Genomic DNA, 21008 nt, shown 5'->3' on the forward strand with positions numbered 1-21008 from the left:
TCGTTTCTCCGCCGGTGCGATCAAGAGATCTGCAAGTCGTTGTCGATGAGGTCGAAGATCTGGTCCGCCGTGGCGTCCTGGATCCGCTGGGAGACGCCGTTCTCCGCCTCGTCCCCGGTCAGGCGGGCCAGCAGAGCCCGCAGCCGGGTGGCCACTTCCGCCGTGGTCTCGCCGTTGTCGGCGAGTCCGGTCACCGCCAGTTCCAGCCGCCCGAGCTCGTCGAGGACGTCCGAAGCCGCCTCTTCGGCACCACTCGGCGCCAGCTCGCCCCGCAGGAACGCGGCGAGCGCCGCCGGGGTGGCGTGGTCGAACACCAGCGTCGGCGCCAGCTTGGCGCCGGTGACCTTGCCGAGCCGGTTGCGCAGCTCGACCCCGGTCAGCGAGTCGAAACCGACTTCGCGGAACGCCCGCGCGGGTTCGACGGCCGCGGCCGAGGGGAAGCCCAGTACGGCCGCCGCCTCGGTCCGCACCAGGTCGAGCAGGATGGCCTCCTGCTCCGGTGCCGGAAGGCCCGCCAGCCGTTTGAGCAGCTTGGATTCATTGCCTTCCTTCGCTTCGCCCGCGACCCTGCGGGACGTCGTGGCGGAAGTGAAGCCGCGCAACAGATGCGCGACGTCGTCCGGCCGCTGACGCCGGAGGCCCGCCACATCCAGCCGCATCGGCAGCAGCAGCGGCTCGTCCATGGCCAGCGCGGTGTCGAACAGCGCCAGTCCCTCGTCGGTGTCCAGCCCGCCGACGCCGTCCCGGCTCAGCCGCGCGAGTTCGGCCTCGCCCAGATGCGCGGTCATCCCGCCGAGCCGGGCCCAGAGCCCCCAGGCCAGCGACGTCGCCGGCAGTCCAGCCGCACGACGCCGGTGCGCCAGCGCGTCCAGCCAGACGTTCGCCGCCGCGTAGTTGCCTTGTCCCGGCCCGCCGAACACCCCGGCGGCGCCGGAGTAGAGCACGAACAACGACAGGTCCAGCCCCCGCGTCAGCTCGTCCAGATGCGCCGCGCCGTCCACTTTGGACCGGAGCACGGCACTGAGCCGCTCGGGGGTGAGATCGCCGATCAGCCCGTCGTCGAGGGTGCCCGCGGTGTGCACCACACCGGCGAGCGCGTCGCCGATCCCGGAGACCACCTCGGCGACCTCCGCCCGGTCCGCCACGTCGCAGCGGACGATCCGGACCCGGGCGCCGAGTTCGGTCAGCTCGCGCACCAGTTCCGCCGCACCCGGCGCGTCCGGTCCGCGCCTGCTGGTCAGCACCAGGTCACGGACGCCGTGGCCGGACACCAGCCGCCGGGCGGCCAAGGCCCCCAGGTTGCCGGTGCCGCCGGTGACCAGCACGGTCGACGCCTGGTCGAGACGGCGTGGCTGAGTGAGCACCACCTTGCCGACGTGCTTGGCCTGTGACAGGAACCGGAACGCCTCGGGGGCGCGGCGGACGTCCCAGGTCCGGATGGGTGGCAGCCGAAGCACGCCGTCGGCGAACAACGCCATGACCTCGCGGAGGATCTCCCCCATCCGCTCGGCGCCCGCCTCGATCACGTCGAAGGCGCGGTAGCGCACCCCCGGATGCTCGGCGGCGACCAGCTCCGGATCGCGGAGGTCGCTCTTGCCCATCTCGACGAACCGTCCGCCCCTGGGCAGCAGCCGCAGGGACGCGTCGACGAACTCGCGGGCGAGCGAATCCAGCACCACGTCCATCCCCCGGCCCTCGGTGGCGTCGGCGAACCGCGCTTCGAACCCGAGATCCCGCGAGGACGCGAGATGCCCGTCGTCGAGGCCGAGTTCCCGGACCGCCTGCCATTTCGCCGGACTCGCGGTGCCGTACACCTCGGCGCCCCAGTGGCGGGCGAGCTGCACGGCGGCCATGCCGACCCCGCCCGCGGCGGCGTGCACCAGCACGGTCTCGCCGCGCCGGAGGTCCGCCAGGTCCCGCAGCGCGTAGTAGGCGGTGAGGAACACCACCGGCACCGACGCACCCTCCACAAAGGACCATCCGGATGGCAGCTTCGCCAGCAGCCTGCTGTCGGCGACGGCGACCGGGCCGACACCACCGGCGAACACCCCCAGCACCCGGTCGCCGGGAACGAGCCCGGTGACCCCGGGACCGACTTCGAGGACGACGCCCGCGCCCTCGTTGCCCAGCGGCACGTCGTCGGGGTACATGCCGAGCGCGATCAGCACGTCGCGGAAGTTGACGCCGGACGCCCGGACCCGCAGCCGCACCTCGCCTTCGCCGAGTTCGGCCGCCGCGTCCGGGGAGGGCAGCAGGGCCAGGTTCTCCAGCGTGCCCCGGCCCGTGAGGTCGAGGCGCCAGTGAGGCTCCCCGGTGGGCGGGGTCAACGCCGTGGAGCGGTCGGCGGGAACCAGCCTCGGTACCCGCAGTTGCCCGTCGCGCAACGCGAACTGCGGTTCACCGCTGCGCAGCGCCGGCGGCAGCTTGTCGAGGTCTTCGGGACCGCCGAGGTCGGCGAGCACGAACCGGCCGGGGTTCTCCGACTGCGCGGAGCGCACCAGCCCCCACAACACGGCCGCGTCGGCGTCCGGCACGTCTTCGTCCGGCGTGGTGGCGATCGCCCCGCGTGTGACGAAGACCAGCCGGGAGTCCGTGAACCGGTCGTCCGCGAGCCAGTCCTGCACCACGGCCAGCACGCGGTGCGCGGCGGGGTGCGGGCCTTCGGTGCCGGGAAGCCAGTGCAGCAGCACCGTTTCCGGGCGCTGGTCCGCTTTGACGTCCCGCAGTTCCGGCAGGTCCAGCAGCTCAGTGGACGGCAGTGCGACGTTGTCCCAGCCGACCAGGAAGAGGTTCTTCGACCGCACGGTGCCCGCCGTGGTGGCGGGCCGCAGGGCCAAGGACTCGACCGCCGCCACCGGGTCGCCCGCGCCGTCCGCGGCGAAGATCGACACGCTGTCGCCGTCGTGACGCGTCAACCGGACGCGCAGCGACCGCGCGCCGGTCGCGTGCAGGGTCACGCCGGTCCAGGAGAACGGCAGGTACGCCCCGCCGCCACCGAACGACACCGCGCCCAGTGCGTGGAGGCCGGCGTCGAGCAGTGCCGGGTGCAGCCCGAACCGGGCTGCCTCGGTGGACTCCTCGCGGGGCAGTTCCACCTCGGCGAACACGTCGGCGTCGCGTTCCCAGACCGCCGTGAGCCCGCGGAACACCGGACCATAGGCCAGTCCTGCCGCGGCGAGGCCATCGTAGAGGCCGTCGATGTCCACGGCGGTCGCCCTGGCGGGCGGCCACTCGCGGAGGTCGCCGGGCTCGTCCGGGGCGCCGGATTCGGGCGACAAGGCGCCGGAGGCGTGCCGTGTCCACGGCTCGCCGTCCGCCTCGCGGGAGTAGAAGACCAGCTCGCGAGTGCCCTCTTCGTCCGGGGTACCGACGACGAGCTGCAGCTGGATCCCGCCGGTCGAGGGCAGGACCAGCGGCGCTTCGATCGTCACCTCGTCCACCGTGGCGCAGCCCACCCGGTCGCCTGCTTGGACCGCCAGTTCGACGAAAGCGGTGCCCGGCAGGAACACCTGGCCCGACACCACGTGCTCGGCCAGCCACGGTGACGCCGAGACCGACAGCCTGGCGGTGAGCACGACCTCGTCGCCGCCCGCGAAGTCCAACGTGGCACCGAGCAGCGGATGGTCGGTGGCGCCGAGTCCGGCGGTGGTGACGTCTCCGCCGGAGGACGCGTCCACCCTGGGCCAGTAGCGCTCGTGCTGGAACGGATACGTGGGCAGATCCTCCGGAACGGTTCCGGCCTTGCCGAGGAGGGTGTGCCAGTCGACGTCCTTGCCGTGGCAGAACGCCTCCCCCGCCGAAAGGAGGAACCGCGCCAGACCGCCTTCGTCGCGGCGCAACGTGCCCACCACGGGAACGTCGACGGTGTCCTCGATCGCCATCGTCAACACCGGATGAGCGCTGACTTCGACGAACATCTGCTGCCCCTCGGCAGCCAGCGTTTCCACCGCGTCCGAGAACCGCACCGTCTGCCGCAGATTCCGATACCAGTAACCACCCGTCAACTCCGCGGTGTCCAGCCATCGGGAGTCCACAGTGGAATAGAACGGCACCTCGCCAGACCGCGGGGACACCGGCGCGAGCAGCTCAGCCAGCTGCGTTTCGATCCGTTCGACGTGGGCGGAATGGGACGCGTAATCCACCGCCACCAAACGGGCGCGAACACCTTCGGCCTCATACCGGGCCTTTGCCTTCGCGAGTGCGTCGGGGTCACCGGAGAGCACCACCGCGTTCGGGCCATTCACCGCGGCGATCGACACACCCTCGCCCACCTCCGTCACCGGCGCGGCCACCGACAGCATCCCGCCGAGACCGGCCAGCTCGGCGGCGATGGCCTGGCTGCGCAAGGCCACCACCCGAGCCCCGTCCTCGAGACTCAAACCACCAGCCACGACCGCGGCGGCGATCTCACCCTGCGAGTGACCGACCACCGCCGAGGGAATGACGCCGAGCGAACGCCACACCTCAGCCAGCGACACCATCACCGACCACAACACCGGCTGGACAACATCAACCCTGCTCAGCGCCGCCTCGTCGTCGAGCACGTCAAGAAGAGACCAGTCCACAAAGGACCGCAAAGCGCTGTCACATTCCGCCATGCGTGACGCGAAAACCGGGCTCTCCTTCAAGAGAGCCGACGCCATGCCCAGCCACTGCGAACCCTGACCGGGGAACACGAACACCACACGCTCAACAGCCGAACCAGAACCCCGCACCACACCCGCGGGCTGCTCACCCGCAGCCAACGCGGCAGCCAAACCAGCCTGATCCTCGCCGACGAGCACCGCACGATGTCCGAACATCGAGCGACCGGCCAGGCCCGCCGCCACGCCCGCGGCGTCACCGGCATATTCGGCGAGCCGACCGGCGAACGCTTCCACCGCCTCCGGCGACTTGCCCGACAGCACCCACGGCGTGACCGCCACCGGAACGACATCGGCGGGTACGGACGCGGGCGCCTCCTCCAGGATGAGGTGGGCGTTGGTGCCGCTCATCCCGAACGCGGAGATACCCGCCCGCCGCGCCGACTCGCGCTCCGGCCACTCACGGGCTTCGGTCAGCAGTTCGACGGCCCCGGCGGTCCAGTCCACGTGGGGCGATGGAGTGTCGATGTGGAGGCTTCGCGGCAACAGGCCGTGCCGCAGCGCCAGCACCATCTTCATCACTCCGGCGACCCCGGCGGCCGCCTGGGTGTGCCCGAGGTTCGACTTCACCGAACCCAGCCACAGCGGGCGATCGCGGTCCTTCCCATAGGTCGCGTTGAGCGCCTGGGCTTCGATCGGGTCGCCGAGGGTGGTGCCGGTGCCGTGTGCCTCGACGACGTCCACATCGGACGTCCCGAGTCCGGCGTTGGCCAGCGCGGCCCGGATCACGCGTTGCTGGGAGAGACCGTTCGGCGCGGTGAGCCCGTTGGACGCGCCGTCCTGGTTGACCGCGCTGCCCCGGACCACGGCCAGCACCTGGTGGCCCTGGCGGGTGGCCTCGGACAGCCGTTCCACCAGCAGGATGCCGGCGCCTTCGCCCCAGCCGGTGCCGTCGGCGGACCCGGCGAACGCCTTGCACCGGCCGTCCGCCGACAATCCGCGCTGAGCACTGAAGTCCAGGAACGCGCCGGGCGTGGACATGACGGTCACGCCGCCCGCCAATGCCAGGTCGCACTCGCCGTTGCGCAGTGCCTGCACGGCGAGGTGAATCGCGACCAGCGAAGAGGAACAGGCGGTGTCCACGGTGACGGCCGGACCTTCGAGTCCGAACGTGTAGGCCAGCCGGCCCGAGACCACACTCGCCGAGACCCCGGTGCCCAGCTGTCCTTCGCCGAGGTCCGACGAGGCGAGCAGTACCGAAAGGTAGTCCTGGCCGTTCGAGCCGACGAACACGCCGGTCCGGCTGCCCCGGAGTTCGGCCGGGTCGAAACCGGCGCGTTCGAAGGCCTCCCACGAGGTCTCCAGAAGGAGCCGCTGCTGCGGGTCCATCGCCAGCGCCTCACGCGGGGAGATCCCGAAGAACTGCGGGTCGAATTCCCCGACGTCGTAGAGGAAAGCGCCGTCACGGGTGTAACTCGTGCCGGGGTTGCCCGGCTCGGGGTGGTACAGCTCCGCCAGATCCCAGCCGCGGTTGTCGGGGAAGGGCCCGACCGCGTCGCGGCTTTCCGACAGCAGTCGCCACAGCTGTTCCGGTGAGTGCGCACCGCCCGGGAACCGGCAGGCCATCCCGACGATCGCGATCGGTTCGTCGGCGGCGGCCGCCGTGGTGGCCGTGGTGATCGCGGTGTGGACCCCGGTCAGTTCGCCCAGGAGGTGTTCCGCGAGGGCGAGGGGGTTGGGGTAGTCGAAGACCAGGGTGGTCGGCAGGTCGAGCCCGACCAGCGGGACCATCCGGTTACGCAGCTCCACCGCGGTGAGCGAGTCGAAACCCAGTTCACGGAAGGCGCGGTCTTGTTCGACAGCCTCCGGTCCGGAGTAGCCCAGCACGGCCGCCGCTTCGGCGCGAACCAGGTCCAGGACCGCTTGCCGCCGGACGGCCGGGGCGAGCCCGGCCAGTTTGGCGCGCAGCTCGGCCGAACCCGCACCGACGGGCTCGTCGGTGGCGTCCTCGACCTCGATCAGTTCGGTGAGCAGCGGACTGGGCCGCCGGGAAGTGAACACCGGCGCGAACCGGGCCCAATCGACGTCAGCCACCGTGATTGTGGTGTCGTGCTGCGCACCTTCCAACGCCGCCAACGCCCGCTCCGGCGCCAACGCGGTCAAACCACGTTTGGCGAGATGCTCACCCGCTTCACCCGCGGCCATCCCCGCTTCAGCCCACGGGCCCCACGCCACCGACAGACCCGGAAGCCCGTCCGCCCTACGCTGCTCGATCAGCGCGTCCAGGAACGCGTTGCCTGCCGCGTAACCAGACTGGCCACCACTGCCCCACGTCGCCGCGATCGACGAAAACACAATGAACGCGTCAAGACCTTCAGTCAGCTCATGCAGATTGACCGCACCAGCGACCTTGCCCTCGACGACCGCACGGAACTCCTCCACCGAGCAGTCCGCCAGCGGTGTCGACTGCGCGACACCTGCCGCGTGCACCACCACCGACAGATCCGTGAGCCCGCCGACCAGTTCGGCCACCGCCGCACGATCAGCCACATCACAGGCCGCCACGGTGACCTCGACACCCGACTCTCGCAACTCCGCGGCGAGATCTTCCGCCCCTGGAGAGGCCACTCCCCGGCGGCTGACCAGCACCAGATGTTCAGCACCCCGCTGAGCCAGCCACCGCGCGACCTGACCACCCAACGCACCCGTGCCACCGGTGACCAAGGCCGTACCACCAAAGGTCCACGACTTCGCACCAGCAGCATCAGCCCGCACCAGACGGCGCGCGAACACACCCGACGCCCGCACCGCAACCTGATCCTCAGACCCGGTCAGCACACCCAGCACCCGGGCATCACCCGCGGCGGGCAGGTCGATCAACCCGCCCCACACCTCGGGATGCTCCAGTGCCGCGACCCGGCCCAGACCCCATACCTGCGCCTGCTCCGGCGCCGACACCCGATCCGACCCGCCCACGGAAACCGCGCCCCGGGTCACCGCCCACACCTTGACACCGGCACCCACCGCGGCCTGCACTACCAGCAGCGTCGACTCAGCATCCAAACAGGACACCACACCAGCGAAACGACCCGGCACCATCAACTCCGCCAACGCGGACTGCTCCGCGCGGTCGATGACGACAACCTCACCAAGGCCAGCGAGCGCATCACCCTCGGCCAACGGCACCGGCGACAACCCCAGCCACTCACCATCCGGCCGAGCCTCCGGCACCCGCACCGGAACCCACTCCGCCCGATACCGCCAACCTTCGACCACGGAAGACTCGCGGCGCCGCTGACGCCACGCGGACAACGAAGACACCACGGTGCCCAGGGCAGGCTCGTGATCGATCGCCAGCTCGGCGGCGACCGACTCCAGATCCTCACGTTCCACCGCATCCCAGAACGCCGCGTCGACCTCGTCCGGGCGGGTGGCACCGGCGGCCCGCGCCGGCTCGACCCAGTACCGCTCCCGCTGGAAGGCATACGTGGGCAGGTCGACGGGGTTCCCGCTCAGCAACGCGGACCAGTCCACCGCGACACCCCGCGTGTGCAACGCGCCCAGCGCGGTGATCGCGGTACGGACCTCGGGCCGGTCGGCACGGAGCAGTGGCACGAACACCGCGTCCGTCCCGGGCAGGCAGCCTTGCGCCATCGCCGTCAGGACCCCGTCGGGGCCCAGTTCGACGAACGACGTCACTCCCTGCTCGGCCAGCATCCGCACGCCATCGGCGAACCGCACCGCCTGACGCACGTGGTCCAGCCAGTACCGCGGTGAAGCGAGGTCCGCGGTGAGCCCACCGGACACAGTGGACACCATCGGGATCATCGGTGCGCTGAACGTGATCTCGTCGAGTACTTCGGCGAACTCCGCGAGCATCGGCTCCATCAGCGGCGAGTGGAACGCGTGACTCGCTTCGACTCGTTTGGTCCGGCGGCCCTTGGCCGAGAACTCGGCGGCCACCGCGGTGACGACCGTCTCGTCCCCGGAGACCACGACCGACGTCGGACCGTTGACCGCCGCGATCCCGAACCCGGCGGCCGGCTCGATCTCGTCCTCCGCCGCCTCGATCGCGATCATCGCCCCGCCCGAGGGCAGCGCCTGCATCAGCCTGCCACGGGCGGAGACGAGCTTGCCCGCGTCCTCCAAGGAGAACACCCCGGCGACATGGGCCGCGGCGATCTCACCGATCGAGTGTCCCAGCAGGAAGTCGGGGCACACCCCCCACGATTCGAGCAGGCGGTACAGGGCCACTTCGACCGCGAACAACGCGGGCTGGGCGAACTCCGTCCGGTTCAGCAGCTCCGGCTCGCTCAGTACCACCTCGCGAAGACGCGGCGGCAGGAACTCACAGGCGTCGTCGAAGGCTTGGGCGAAAGCGGGGAACTCGGCATGCAGCTCGCGCCCCATCCCGACCCGCTGCGCGCCCTGACCGGTGAACAGGAACGCGGTCTTCCCGCGGCCGGTGACACCTTCGGTCACTTCGGCGGACGACCGCCCCTCGGCGAGCGCGGCCAGCGCCCGCGCCAGCTCGGCGGAGTCGGCGCCAGCCACCACCGCCCGCCGCTCGAGCGCGGACCGGTTCGTCGCCAGTGAGAAAGCCAGATCCGGCAATGACACCGCCGGGTCTTCGGCGAGGGGAAGCAGCCGGGCGGCCTGCGCGCGCAACGCGGCCGTCGTCTTGCCCGACAACAGGAACGGCAGCACGGCGGGGCCCTGCGCCGGCACCGGAGGTGCCTCGGCTGGCGCCTGCTCGATGATGGTGTGCGCGTTGGTCCCGCTGATCCCGAACGAGGAGACCGCCGCGCGCCGGGGACGGCCGGTCTCCGGCCACGCACGGGACTCGCCGAGCAGCTCGACGACACCGCCACTCCAGTCCACATGGGACGAAGGCGTGCCGGCGTGCAGGGTCTTCGGCAGCATCTGGTGGCGCAGGGCCATGACCATCTTGATGATGCCCGCCACCCCGGCGGCCGCCTGGGTGTGGCCGATGTTGGACTTCACCGACCCCAGCCACAACGGCTGTTCACGGTCCTGGCCGTACGTCGCGAGCAACGCCTGCGCCTCGATCGGGTCACCCAGCGGAGTCCCGGTGCCGTGCGCCTCGACGGCGTCCACTTCGGACGGTCGAAGCCCGGCGTTGGCCAGCGCGGCGCGGATCACCCGCTGCTGCGACGGGCCATTCGGCGCCGTCAACCCGTTCGACGCACCGTCCTGGTTCACCGCGGAACCACGCACCACGGCCAAGATCCGGTGTCCCTTACGCCGGGCATCGGACAGCCGCTCGACCAGCAGCACCCCGGCACCCTCGCCCCAGCCGGTACCGTCCGCACCTTCGGCGAACGCCTTGCACCGGCCGTCCGCGGACAAACCGCCCTGGGCGTCGAATTCGACGAAGGCGCCCGGCGCGGACATCACCGTGACCCCACCGGCCAGCGCGAGGTCGCACTCGCCGTTCCGCAGCGCCTGCGCCGCCCAATGCAGAGCCACCAGCGAAGAGGAGCACGCGGTGTCGACCGTGACCGCCGGGCCTTCGAGCCCGAAGGTGTAAGCCACCCGGCCGGACGCCACACTCGGGGTGGTGCCGGTCATCAGGTGTCCCCGGACCCCGTCCGGCAGCGGTGAGACACCGACGGCGTAGCCCTGGGTGGCGGTGCCGACGAACACGCCGGTCTGGCTGCCGCGCAGGGTCGCGGCGTCGATCCCCGCTCGTTCGAACGCCTCCCACGAGGTCTCCAGCAGCAACCGCTGCTGCGGATCCATCGCCAGAGCCTCACGCGGTGAGATCCCGAAGAAGCCCGGATCGAACTCGGCCGCGTCGTAGAGGAATCCGCCTTCCCTGACGGAGTCGAGGTCGAGGTCCCAGCCGCGGTCGAGCGGGAGGCCGCCGATGGCGTCGCGCCCGGACACCACCAGGTCCCAGAGTTCCTTGGGCGAGCCGCCCCCGCCGGGATACCGGCAGCCGATGCCGATGATCGCGATCGGCTCGTCGGCGGCGGGACGGCTCTGGACCACCGGGGCGAGGTCCACGGCGTCCTCGTCGACCAGTTCGGCACGGAGGAAAGCCGCGAGCACCAGCGGTGTCGGGTAGTCGAAGACCAGCGTGGCCGGCAGTTTCAGCCCGGTGACCTGGTTGAGGCGGTTGCGCAACTCGATGGCGGTCAGTGAGTCGAACCCCAGCTCGCGGAAGGACGACTCCGGAACGACGTGCTCGGCGTCTTGGTAACCGAGCACGAGGGCGGCCTGGTCACGAATGATCCGGATGAGTTCCTCGGTCCGGGCGGCCACGGACAGGAGCGCGAGCCGTTGCCCGAGTGAACCGGCCGACTCCGCCACCGCGGACGCGGCCGTGCGGCGGGTCACCGTCTTGACGAGGCCACGCAGCAGCGGGGGTACGTCGGCGGCGGTCGCCTGGCCCGAACCGAGGTTCAGGTTCAGGGGCACCAGGAGCGCGTCGGCGCGGGTGCGGGCGGCGTCGAACAGGGCGAGACCTTGTTCGGGGCTGAGCGCGCCACTGCCCGAGCGGGAGACCCTGGCCCGGTCGGCGGAGCTGAGGGTCGCCCCCATGCCGCCGTCTTCCTGGTCCCACAATCCCCACGCCAGCGAAAGTCCGGGCAGACCCTCGGCGCGGCGGTGAGCCGCGAGAGCGTCCAGGAAGACATTCGCCGCCGAGTAGTTCGCCTGCCCCGGGTTGCCGAACACTCCCGAGGCCGAGGAGAACATCACGAACTCGGCCAGATCGTGGCTCTTCGTCAGCTCGTGCAGGTTCCACGCGGCGTCCGCCTTCGGACGCAACACTCCGGCGACGCGGTCGGACGTCAGTGACTCCACCACGCCGTCGTCCAGCACCCCGGCGGTATGCACAACCGCCGTCAGATCCACAGTGGACAGTAGCTCGGCCAGCGCGTCCCGATCGGCCACATCACAAGCGGCCACCGACACCTCAGCACCCAAGCCGGTCAGCTCAGCGACCAACGCGTCCGCACCAGGTGCCGCCGCGCCACGACGGCTGACCAGCAGCAGCTTCCGGGCGCCCTGATCGACCAGATGCCTTGCCACCAAGGCACCCAGATTCCCGGTGCCACCGGTGATCAGCACTGTCCTCGCTGGATCGATCGGTTGCGGAACACTGAGCACGACCTTGCCCACGTGCTTCGCCTGCGACATGAACCGGAAAGCTTCTGGCGCCTGCCGCACATCCCATACCCGGGATGGCAACGGCGAGAGCACACCGGCCTCGAACAAGCCGACCAGTTCGGCCAGCATCTCACCGATCCGCGCCGGACCGGCCTCGATCAGGTCAAATGCTCGATAGGCAACACCGGGGTACTCGGCCGCGACCTGCTCCGGCTCACGAACGTCGGTCTTGCCCATCTCCGCGAACCGGCCACCACGCGGCAACAACCGCAGCGACGCGTCGACGAACTCGCCCGCCAACGCGTCCAAGACCACATCGACACCGCGACCTTCAGAGGCGGCAAGGAACTTCGCCTCGAAACCGGTGTCCCGCGACGACGCCAGATGGTCATCGGACACGCCCAGCGCGCGAACAGCGTCCCACTTGGCAGGACTCGCCGTCGCGAAGACTTCCAGCCCCCAGTGCCGGGCAAGTTGCACCGCGGCCATACCCACACCGCCGGCGGCCGCGTGGATCAACGCCGCCTCACCGGAACGGACGTCCATCAGATCACGCAGGGCATAGAACGCGGTCAGGAAGACGACCGGCACCGAGGCTGCGTCCACAAAGGACCACTCGGCCGGAATCCGCGCCACCGTGCGGGAGTCGGTGACCGCGATCGGGCCGAACGCGCCCGCCAGCAGGCCCATCACCCGGTCGCCGGGTACCAGGTCGGTGACCTTCGCGCCGACCTCCAGCACCACCCCGGCGCCTTCGATACCCATCAGCCCGGCGTCGCCGGGGTACATGCCCAGCGCGTTCAGCACGTCACGGAAGTTCACCCCGGCCGCCCGTACCTCGACCCGGACTTCCAATTCCCCCAACGGTTCCCCGGCCTGCGGCCAGGACACCAGCGACAGGTTCGACAACGTGCCCTTGCCGACGCTGTCGAGGCGCCAGGTCCGCTCGTCGGGCGGCGTCAGGTCGGCGGACCGCGAAACCCGGCCCAACCGCGCGGCGAACGCTTCGCCGCCACGGATCACGACCTGGGGTTCGTCACCGTTCGGGACGACGGCCAGTGCCTCCCCCGAGCGCGGGTCTTCGTCGACGTCGACGAGGAGCACCCGGCCGGGGTGTTCCGCCTGCACCGTGCGCAGCAGACCCCAGACGGCCGCCGCGGGCACGTCACGGACCGCTTCCCCGGTCTCGGCCGCCACCGCGCCACGGGTGACGACCATCAGCCGCGTGTCCTCGACGGTGCGGGCCGCCAGCCAGCCCTGGACGTCCGCGAGCATCGTCGAAACCAGCTCGGCCGTCGTCCGGCCACCGGAGACGCACTCCACCGTCACGACCGGTGTCGTCTCGCCCGAGGGCAGGGAGATCGGCTCCCAGGTCAGGCGGTACAGCGCGTCCGAGTCGGCGTTCCGGTGCTCCGACAACGCCCGCATGACCAGGGACTCGACCGCCGCCACGGGACGGCCTTCGGTGTCGGTGACCTCGATCGACACCGTGTCCGCGCCGGACGGCGTCAGCCGGACGCGGACCACGGCGGCACCGACGGCGAACAGGGAGAACCCGGTCCAGGAGAACGGGACGCGGCCGCCACCGCCACCGTCGCCCGCGCGGAGGGCCAGCGCGTGCAGGCCCGCGTCGAGCAGGGCGGGGTGCAGTCCGAAGCGGCCGGCCTCGTCGCGGACGGACCGCGGCAGCTCGACCTCGGCGAAGATCTCCTCACCGAGGACCCAGGCCGCCCGCAGGCCCTGGAAGCTGTCGCCGTAACCGAAGCCCGCTTCCGCCATTCCGGCGTACAGACCGGAAACGTCCACCTCGCGCGCGCCGGACGGCGGCCACTCCGCGGACCCGGCCCCGGGTCGCACGGCGCGGCGGGCGAGGGTTCCGATGGCGTGGGTCGTCCAGTCGCCCTCGGTGCGGGAGTGGATCGACACCTCACGTCGCCCGGCCTCGTCGGCCGCGCCGACGGCGACCTGCACCTGGACGCTGCCGGAGTCGGGCAGCGCGAGTGGTGCGGACAACGTCAGTTCCTCGACGAAGTCGCAGCCTGTCCGGTCACCGGCGGCGACCGCGAGTTCCAGCAGTGCGGTGCCGGGTACGAGCACCCGGCCCTGGACCCGGTGGTCCGCCAGCCAGGGGTGTGTCCGGGCCGAGAGCCTGCCGGTCAGGACCAGGCCGTCGCCGCCGGCCAGTTCCACGGCGGCGCCGAGCAGCGGGTGGTCCGCCGCGCCGAGCCCGGCGCCGGTCACGTCGCCGGCCACCAGGCCGGAGATCTTCGGCCAGTAGTGCTCGCGCTGGAAGGCGTAGGTGGGCAAATCGGCCTTTTCGCCAGGGCCGAAGTACGCGGTCCAGTCGACCGGGACGCCGCGGGTGTGCAACGTGCCCAGGGCGGTGACCGCGGTGTGGACCTCAGGCCGGTCGCCGCGGAGCAGCGGCACGAACAATGCCTCGGCGTCAGGCAGGCAGCCCTGGGCCAGCCCGCTCAGCACCCCATCCGGGCCCAACTCGACAAACGACGTCACACCCTCAGCGGCAAGAGCCTCCACACCGTCGGCGAAGCGCACTGCCTGACGAACGTGATCGAGCCAGTATTGCGGTGAAGCGAGGTCTGCGGCCAGGCCACCGGACACAGTGGACACCACCGGGATCTGCGGTGCGGCGAACGTGATGCCCTCAAGAATTTGGGCGAATTCGGCGAGCATCGGCTCCATCAACGGCGAGTGGAACGCATGACTCACCTCAAGACGCTTAGTCTTACGCCCCTTCGCCGCGAACTCCTCAGCAATCCGGACGACAACAGACTCCGCACCTGAGATCACCACCGAATTCGGGCCATTCACCGCCGCGATCCCAAATTCGGCCGTCGGCACGAACTCGTCCTCGGCCGCCTCGATAGCGATCATCACCCCACCGGCGGGCAACGCCTGCATCAGACGACCACGAGCCGACACCAGCTTCCCGGCGTCCTCCAGAGAGAACACGCCAGCAACATGCGCGGCCGCGATCTCCCCGATCGAATGACCCAACAGGAAATCGGGACGCACGCCCCACGACTCGACAAGTCGATACAGCGCAACTTCCAACGCGAACAGCGCCGGTTGCGCGAACTCAGTCCGCCCAAGATCCCCTAACGGCGGCAAAAACTCGCACGCCGCGTCGAACGCCTCAGCGAAAACGGGGAACTCCGCATACAGCTCCGCCCCCATACCCACCCGCTGAGAACCCTGACCAGCGAACAAGAACGCGGTCTTACCGGAGTCGGCCGTGCCTTCGACCAAGCTCGGAGCCTGTTCCCCGGCCGCGAGGGCGGCGATGCCCGCGAGCAGGCTGTCGTGGTCCGCTCCGACGACCGCCGCCCGGCGATCCCAAGTGGACCTGGTGGTGGCCAGCGAGCGGGCGACGGCGGCGGTGTCCCCGCCTTCCGTCACCAGCAGCCGCAGGCGTTCGGCCTGCGCTCGAAGGGCTTCCGCGGATTTCGCCGAAAGCACCATCGGCACGATCGACGGCGGCACCGTGGTCTCCACAGCGGGCGTCTCCGGCGCCTCTTCGAGGATGGTGTGCGCGTTGGTACCGCTGATACCGAACGACGAGACGCCCGCGCGGCGCGGCGCCTCCCCCGCCGTCCACGACCGCGACTCGGTGAGCAGTTCGACCGCGCCCGCGGACCAGTCCACCTGCGATGACGGCGCGTCCACGTGCAGGGTCTTGGGCAGCACGCCGTGCTGCATCGCCATGACCATCTTGATCACGCCGGCCACCCCGGCAGCGGCCTGCGTGTGACCGATGTTGGACTTCACCGCGCCCAGCCACAACGGCTGTTCGCGGTCCTGCCCGTAGGTCGCCAGCAAGGCTTGCGCCTCGATCGGGTCACCCAGCGAGGTACCCGTGCCGTGCGCCTCCACGACGTCCACTTCGGACGGTCGCAACCCGGCGTTGGCCAGTGCGGCCCGGATCACCCGCTGCTGCGAAGGACCATTCGGCGCCGTCAAGCCATTCGACGCACCGTCCTGGTTCACCGCGGAACCACGCACCACCGCCAGCACCCGGTGACCGAGCCGCCGCGCGTCCGACAGCCGCTCGACCAGCAGCATCCCGGCGCCTTCACCCCAGCCGGTGCCGTCGGCACCTTCGGCGAAGGGTTTGCACCGGCCGTCCGCCGCGAGACCACGCTGGGCGCTGAAGTCCACGAAGGCCCCTGGCGTGGCCATCACCGTCACACCGCCGGCCAGTGCCATCTCGCATTCGCCGTTGCGCAGGGCCTGCGCGGCCAGATGCAGGGCGACGAGCGAAGACGAGCACGCCGTGTCGACGGTCAGTGCCGGGCCTTCGAGCCCGAACGTGTAGGCCAGCCTGCCGGAAACCACACTCGCGGACACTCCGGTGCCGAGGTGGCCGTCCCCGAGGTCCGAGGAGGCCAGCAGCACCGAGAGGTAGTCCTGGCCGTTCGAGCCGACGAAGACTCCCGTCTGGCTCCCTCGGACGGATGCCGGGTCGATGCCCGCGCGTTCGAAGGCCTCCCAGGAGGTCTCCAGCAGGAGCCGCTGCTGCGGGTCCATCGTCACGGCTTCACGCGGTGAGATCCCGAAGAAGCGTGCGTCGAACTCCCCGACGTCGTACAGGAACGCGCCGTCGCGGGTGTAGCTCGTGCCGGGGTTGCCCGGCTCGGGGTGGTACAGCTCTTCCAGGTCCCAGCCGCGGTTCTCCGGGAAGCCGCCGACCGCGTCCTCACCGGAGGCGAGCAGGCTCCACAGCTGTTCCGGCGAGTGCACGCCACCGGGGAACCGGCAGGCCATGCCGACGATCGCGATCGGCTCGTCGCTGGCGGCCACGCTGGTGGCCACGACGTCTTCCCGCGCACCGAGCAGTTCGCTCAGGAGGTGTTCCGCGAGGGCGAGGGGGTTGGGGTAGTCGAAGACCAGCGTGGTCGGCAGGTCGAGCCCGACCAGCGGGACCATCCGGTTACGCAACTCCACCGCGGTCAGCGAATCGAAACCCAGCTCACGGAACGCGCGGTCCTGCTCGACGGCCTCCGGCCCGGAGTAGCCCAGTACCGCCGCCGCTTCGGCACGCACCAGCTCCAGCAGTAGCCGCCGCTGATCGGCGAGGGGACGGCCGACCAGCCTGGTCCGCAGCTCATTGGTGTCCCGATGCTCTTCGACGGTGGAAGTCACGTCGATCAGTTCGGTGAGCAGGGGGCTGGGGCGCCGGGAGGTGAACACCGGCGTGAACCGGGCCCAATCGACGTCAGCCACAGTGATTGTGGTGTCGTGCCGCGCACCTTCAAGCGCTGCCAAGGCCCGCTCCGGCGCCAGAGCGGTCAAACCACGTTTGGCGAGATGCTCACCTGCTTCACCCGCGGCCATGCCACCTTCAGCCCACGGGCCCCACGCCACCGACAGACCCGGAAGCCCGTCCGCCCTACGCTGCTCGATCAGCGCGTCCAGGAATGCGTTTCCGGCCGCGTAACCAGACTGGCCACCGCTGCCCCACGTCGCCGCGATCGACGAAAACACAATGAACGCGTCAAGACCTTCAGTCAGCTCGTGCAGGTTGACCGCACCAGCGACCTTGCCCTCAACAACTGCACGGAACTCCTCCACCGAGCAGTCCACCAGCGGAGTCGACTGCGCGACCCCCGCCGCATGCACCACCACCGACAAACCTTCGAGCCCATCGACCAGCTCGGCCACCGCCGCACGATCAGCCACATCACAGGCCGCCAAGGTGACCTCGACACCCGACTCCCGCAACTCCGCGGCCAGATCCTCGGCCCCAGGCGAAGCGATCCCCCGGCGGCTGACCAACACGAGATGCTCAACACCCCGCTGAGCCAGCCACCGCGCGACCTGACCACCCAACGCACCCGTGCCACCGGTCACCAAAGCGGTGCCACCGAAAGCCCACGGTTCCTGACCCGCCGCACCCGCCCGCACCAGACGGCGCGCGAACACCCCGGACGCCCGCACCGCGACCTGGTCCTCGACCCCCGCGAGCACCCCGAACAGCCGAGGGTCCCCGGAGGCGGGCAGGTCGATCAACCCACCCCACACCTCGGGATGCTCCAGTGCCGCGACCCGGCCCAAGCCCCATACCTGCGCCTGCTCCGGGGCGGTCAGCCGGTCACCACGACCGACCGACACCGCGCCCCGGGTCACCGCCCACACCTTGATACCGGTACCCACCGCGGCTTGCACCACTACCAGGGTCGACTCAGCGTCCAAACAGGACACCACACCAGCGAAACGACCAGATGCCAACAGATCCGCCAACGCGGACTGCTCCGCGCGGTCGATGACGACAACCTCACCAAGATCAGCGAGCGCATCACCCTCGGCCAACGGCTCGGGTGACAGCACCAGCCACTCGCCATCCGGCCGAGCCTCCGGCACCCGCACCGGAACCCACTCCGCCCGATACCGCCAACCCTCGACCACAGAAGACTCGCGACGCCGCTGACGCCACGCCGACAAGGAGGGCAGCAACGCGCCCAGGAACTGCTCGTCCTCGCCCGCGACCCGCAGTTCGGCGGCGAGCGTGCGAATGTCGGCACGCTCGACGGCGTCCCAGAACTCGCTGTCGGCCACGCCGTCCCGCACTTCGGCCGCGGAACCGCCGCCGAACTCCAGCCAGAAGCGCTCATGCTGGAAGGCGTAGGTGGGCAGGTCGGCCCGTTCGCCCGCCAGGAGGGCCGTCCAGTCGACGCGGGTTCCCCGGGTGTGCAGCGCGCCGAGCGCCGTCATGGCGGTGCGGACCTCAGGCCGGTCACCGCGGAGCACCGGCACGAACAATGCCTCGGCGTCAGGCAGACACCCCTGCGCCAGCCCGCTCAACACACCGTCCGGCCCCAACTCGACGAACGACGTCACACCCTCAGCGGCAAGAGCTTTCACGCCGTCGGCGAAACGCACTGCCTGACGCACGTGATCGAGCCAGTACTGCGGCGACGTCAAGTCCGCGGTGAGACCACCGGACACAGTGGACACCACCGGGATCTGCGGTGCGGCAAAGGTGATGCCGTCGAGAACCTCGGCGAATTCGGCGAGCATCGGCTCCATCAACGGCGAATGGAACGCATGACTGACGTCCAGCCGCTTCGTCTTACGACCCTTCGCCGCGAACTCTTCCGCGATCCGGACGACAACCGCCTCGGCACCGGAGATCACCACTGAATTCGGACCGTTCACCGCCGCGATCCCGAACTCGGCCGTAGGTGTGAACTCGTCCTCGGTCGCCTCGATCGCGACCATCACACCACCTGCGGGCAACGCCTGCATCAACCGACCACGAGCAGACACCAGCTTCCCGGCGTCCTCCAGCGAGAACACACCCGCGACATGAGCGGCCGCGATCTCACCGATCGAGTGCCCCAACAGGAAGTCCGGTTGCACACCCCACGACTCGACAAGCCGATACAGCGCAACCTCAAGAGCGAACAACGCAGGCTGCGCAAACTCAGTCCGCCCGAGATCCCCTAACGGCGGCAAAAACTCGCACGCCGCATCAAAAGCCTCAGCGAAAACCGGGAACTCCGCATACAACTCAGCACCCATACCAACCCGCTGAGAACCCTGACCAGCGAACAAGAACGCCAACTTGCCGCGGCCGACGGAACCCTCGACGAGGTCCGCGGACGAACGGCCCTCGGCCAGCGCCCGCAGTGCCCTCACCAGTTCGTCACGGTCGGCACCGGCCACCGCGGCACGTCGTTCCAGCGGCGACCGCGTCGTCGCCAGCGAGTACGCGACATCCGTCAGCGCCGTGTCGTCATCCTCCACAAAGGACGCCAGCTTGGCCGCTTGGGCCCGCAACGCCGCCGTCGTCTTACCGGACAATACGAACGGCACCACCGCGGGTGCCCGGCGTTCGGTGGCCTGCTCCTGGACAGGCGCCTGCTCGAGGATCGTGTGCGCGTTGGTGCCGCTGATGCCGAAGGACGACACCGCCGCCCGGCGAGGACGTCCGGCGTCGGGCCACGCCCGCGCCTCGGTGAGCAGTTCCACGCTTCCGGAGGACCAGTCGATATGCGACGAAGGCGCGTCCACGTGCAGCGTCTTGGGCAGTACCCCGTGCCGCATCGCCATGACCATCTTGATCACGCCGGCCACCCCGGCGGCGGCCTGGGTGTGCCCGAGGTTCGACTTCACCGAACCCAGCAGCAGCGGCACCTCACGGTCCTGCCCATACGCCGCCAGAAGCGCCTGTGCCTCGATCGGATCGCCCAGTGCCGTGCCGGTGCCGTGCGCCTCGACCGCGTCCACTTCGGACGGTGACAGTCCGGCGCTCGCGAGCGCGGCCTTGATCACCCTGCGCTGTGACGGCCCGTTCGGCGCGGTCAGCCCGTTCGACGCGCCGTCGGAGTTCACCGCGGAACCGCGGATCACCGCCAGCACGGAGTGGCCGTTACGCAAGGCGTCCGACAGCCGCTCGACCAGCAGGATCCCGACGCCCTCGCCCCAGCCGGTGCCGTTCGCGCCCTCGGCGAACGCCTTGCACCGGCCGTCGTCCGCGAGCCCGCCTTGTGCGGAGAACTCCACGAAGGTCCCCGGCCCGGCCATCACGGTGACGCCACCGGCCACGGCCAGATCGCATTCCCCCCGCCGGAGGGAATGCGCCGCCAGGTGCAACGCCACCAGCGAGGAGGAGCAAGCGGTGTCGACGGTGATCGCGGGGCCTTCCAGCCCCAGTGAGTACGCGATCCGGCCGGACGCCACACTCGGCGTGGTGCCGGTCATCAGATGTCCCTGCGTGCCCTCGGGGGCGGCGTCCACCCCGACCCCGTAGCCGTGCGCCGCCGCGCCGACGAACACACCGGTCTGGCTGCCGCGCAGGGTCGCGGCGTCGATCCCCGCTCGTTCGAACGCCTCCCACGAGGTCTCCAGCAACAACCGCTGCTGCGGATCCATCGCCAGAGCCTCACGCGGTGAGATCCCGAAGAAGCCCGGATCGAACTCGGCCGCGTCGTAGAGGAACCCGCCGCCGCGGGCGTGGAACGTGCCCGTGGCGCCCGGGTCGGGGTCGTACAGGTTGTCCAGGTCCCAGCCGCGGTCGGCGGGGAAGCCGCCGATCGCGTCCTGCCCGGCCTCCAGCAGGCGCCACAGATCCTCCGGCGAGCGCACCCCGCCGGGGAAGCGGCACCCGATGCCGATGATCGCGATCGGCTCCTGCTGCTGTTCTTCGACCTCCCGCAGCCGCCGATGCGCGTCACGCAGGTCAGCGGTCGCACGCTTGAGGTAGTTGAGAAGCTTCTGCTCGTTTTCCATCGAAATTCTTCCGCCCTCGAAGCGATCGGGATCAGG

Annotated in this window: 1 protein-coding gene; it reads right to left on the reverse strand. The window is 70.4% G+C overall.

Going from position 1 to position 21008, the window contains the following annotated elements; translation table 11 throughout:
* Positions 1-20 precede the first annotated feature (20 nt).
* Positions 21-20972 carry a type I polyketide synthase gene (locus SD37_RS26640; protein WP_065912990.1) on the reverse strand — a complete coding sequence of 6984 codons (20952 nt, stop codon included), beginning with the start codon at positions 20970-20972 and terminating at the stop codon, positions 21-23.
* Between the last annotated feature and the right edge of the window lie 36 nt (positions 20973-21008).

The organism is Amycolatopsis orientalis (assembly GCF_000943515.2).
GTDB classification, from domain to species: domain Bacteria; phylum Actinomycetota; class Actinomycetes; order Mycobacteriales; family Pseudonocardiaceae; genus Amycolatopsis; species Amycolatopsis orientalis.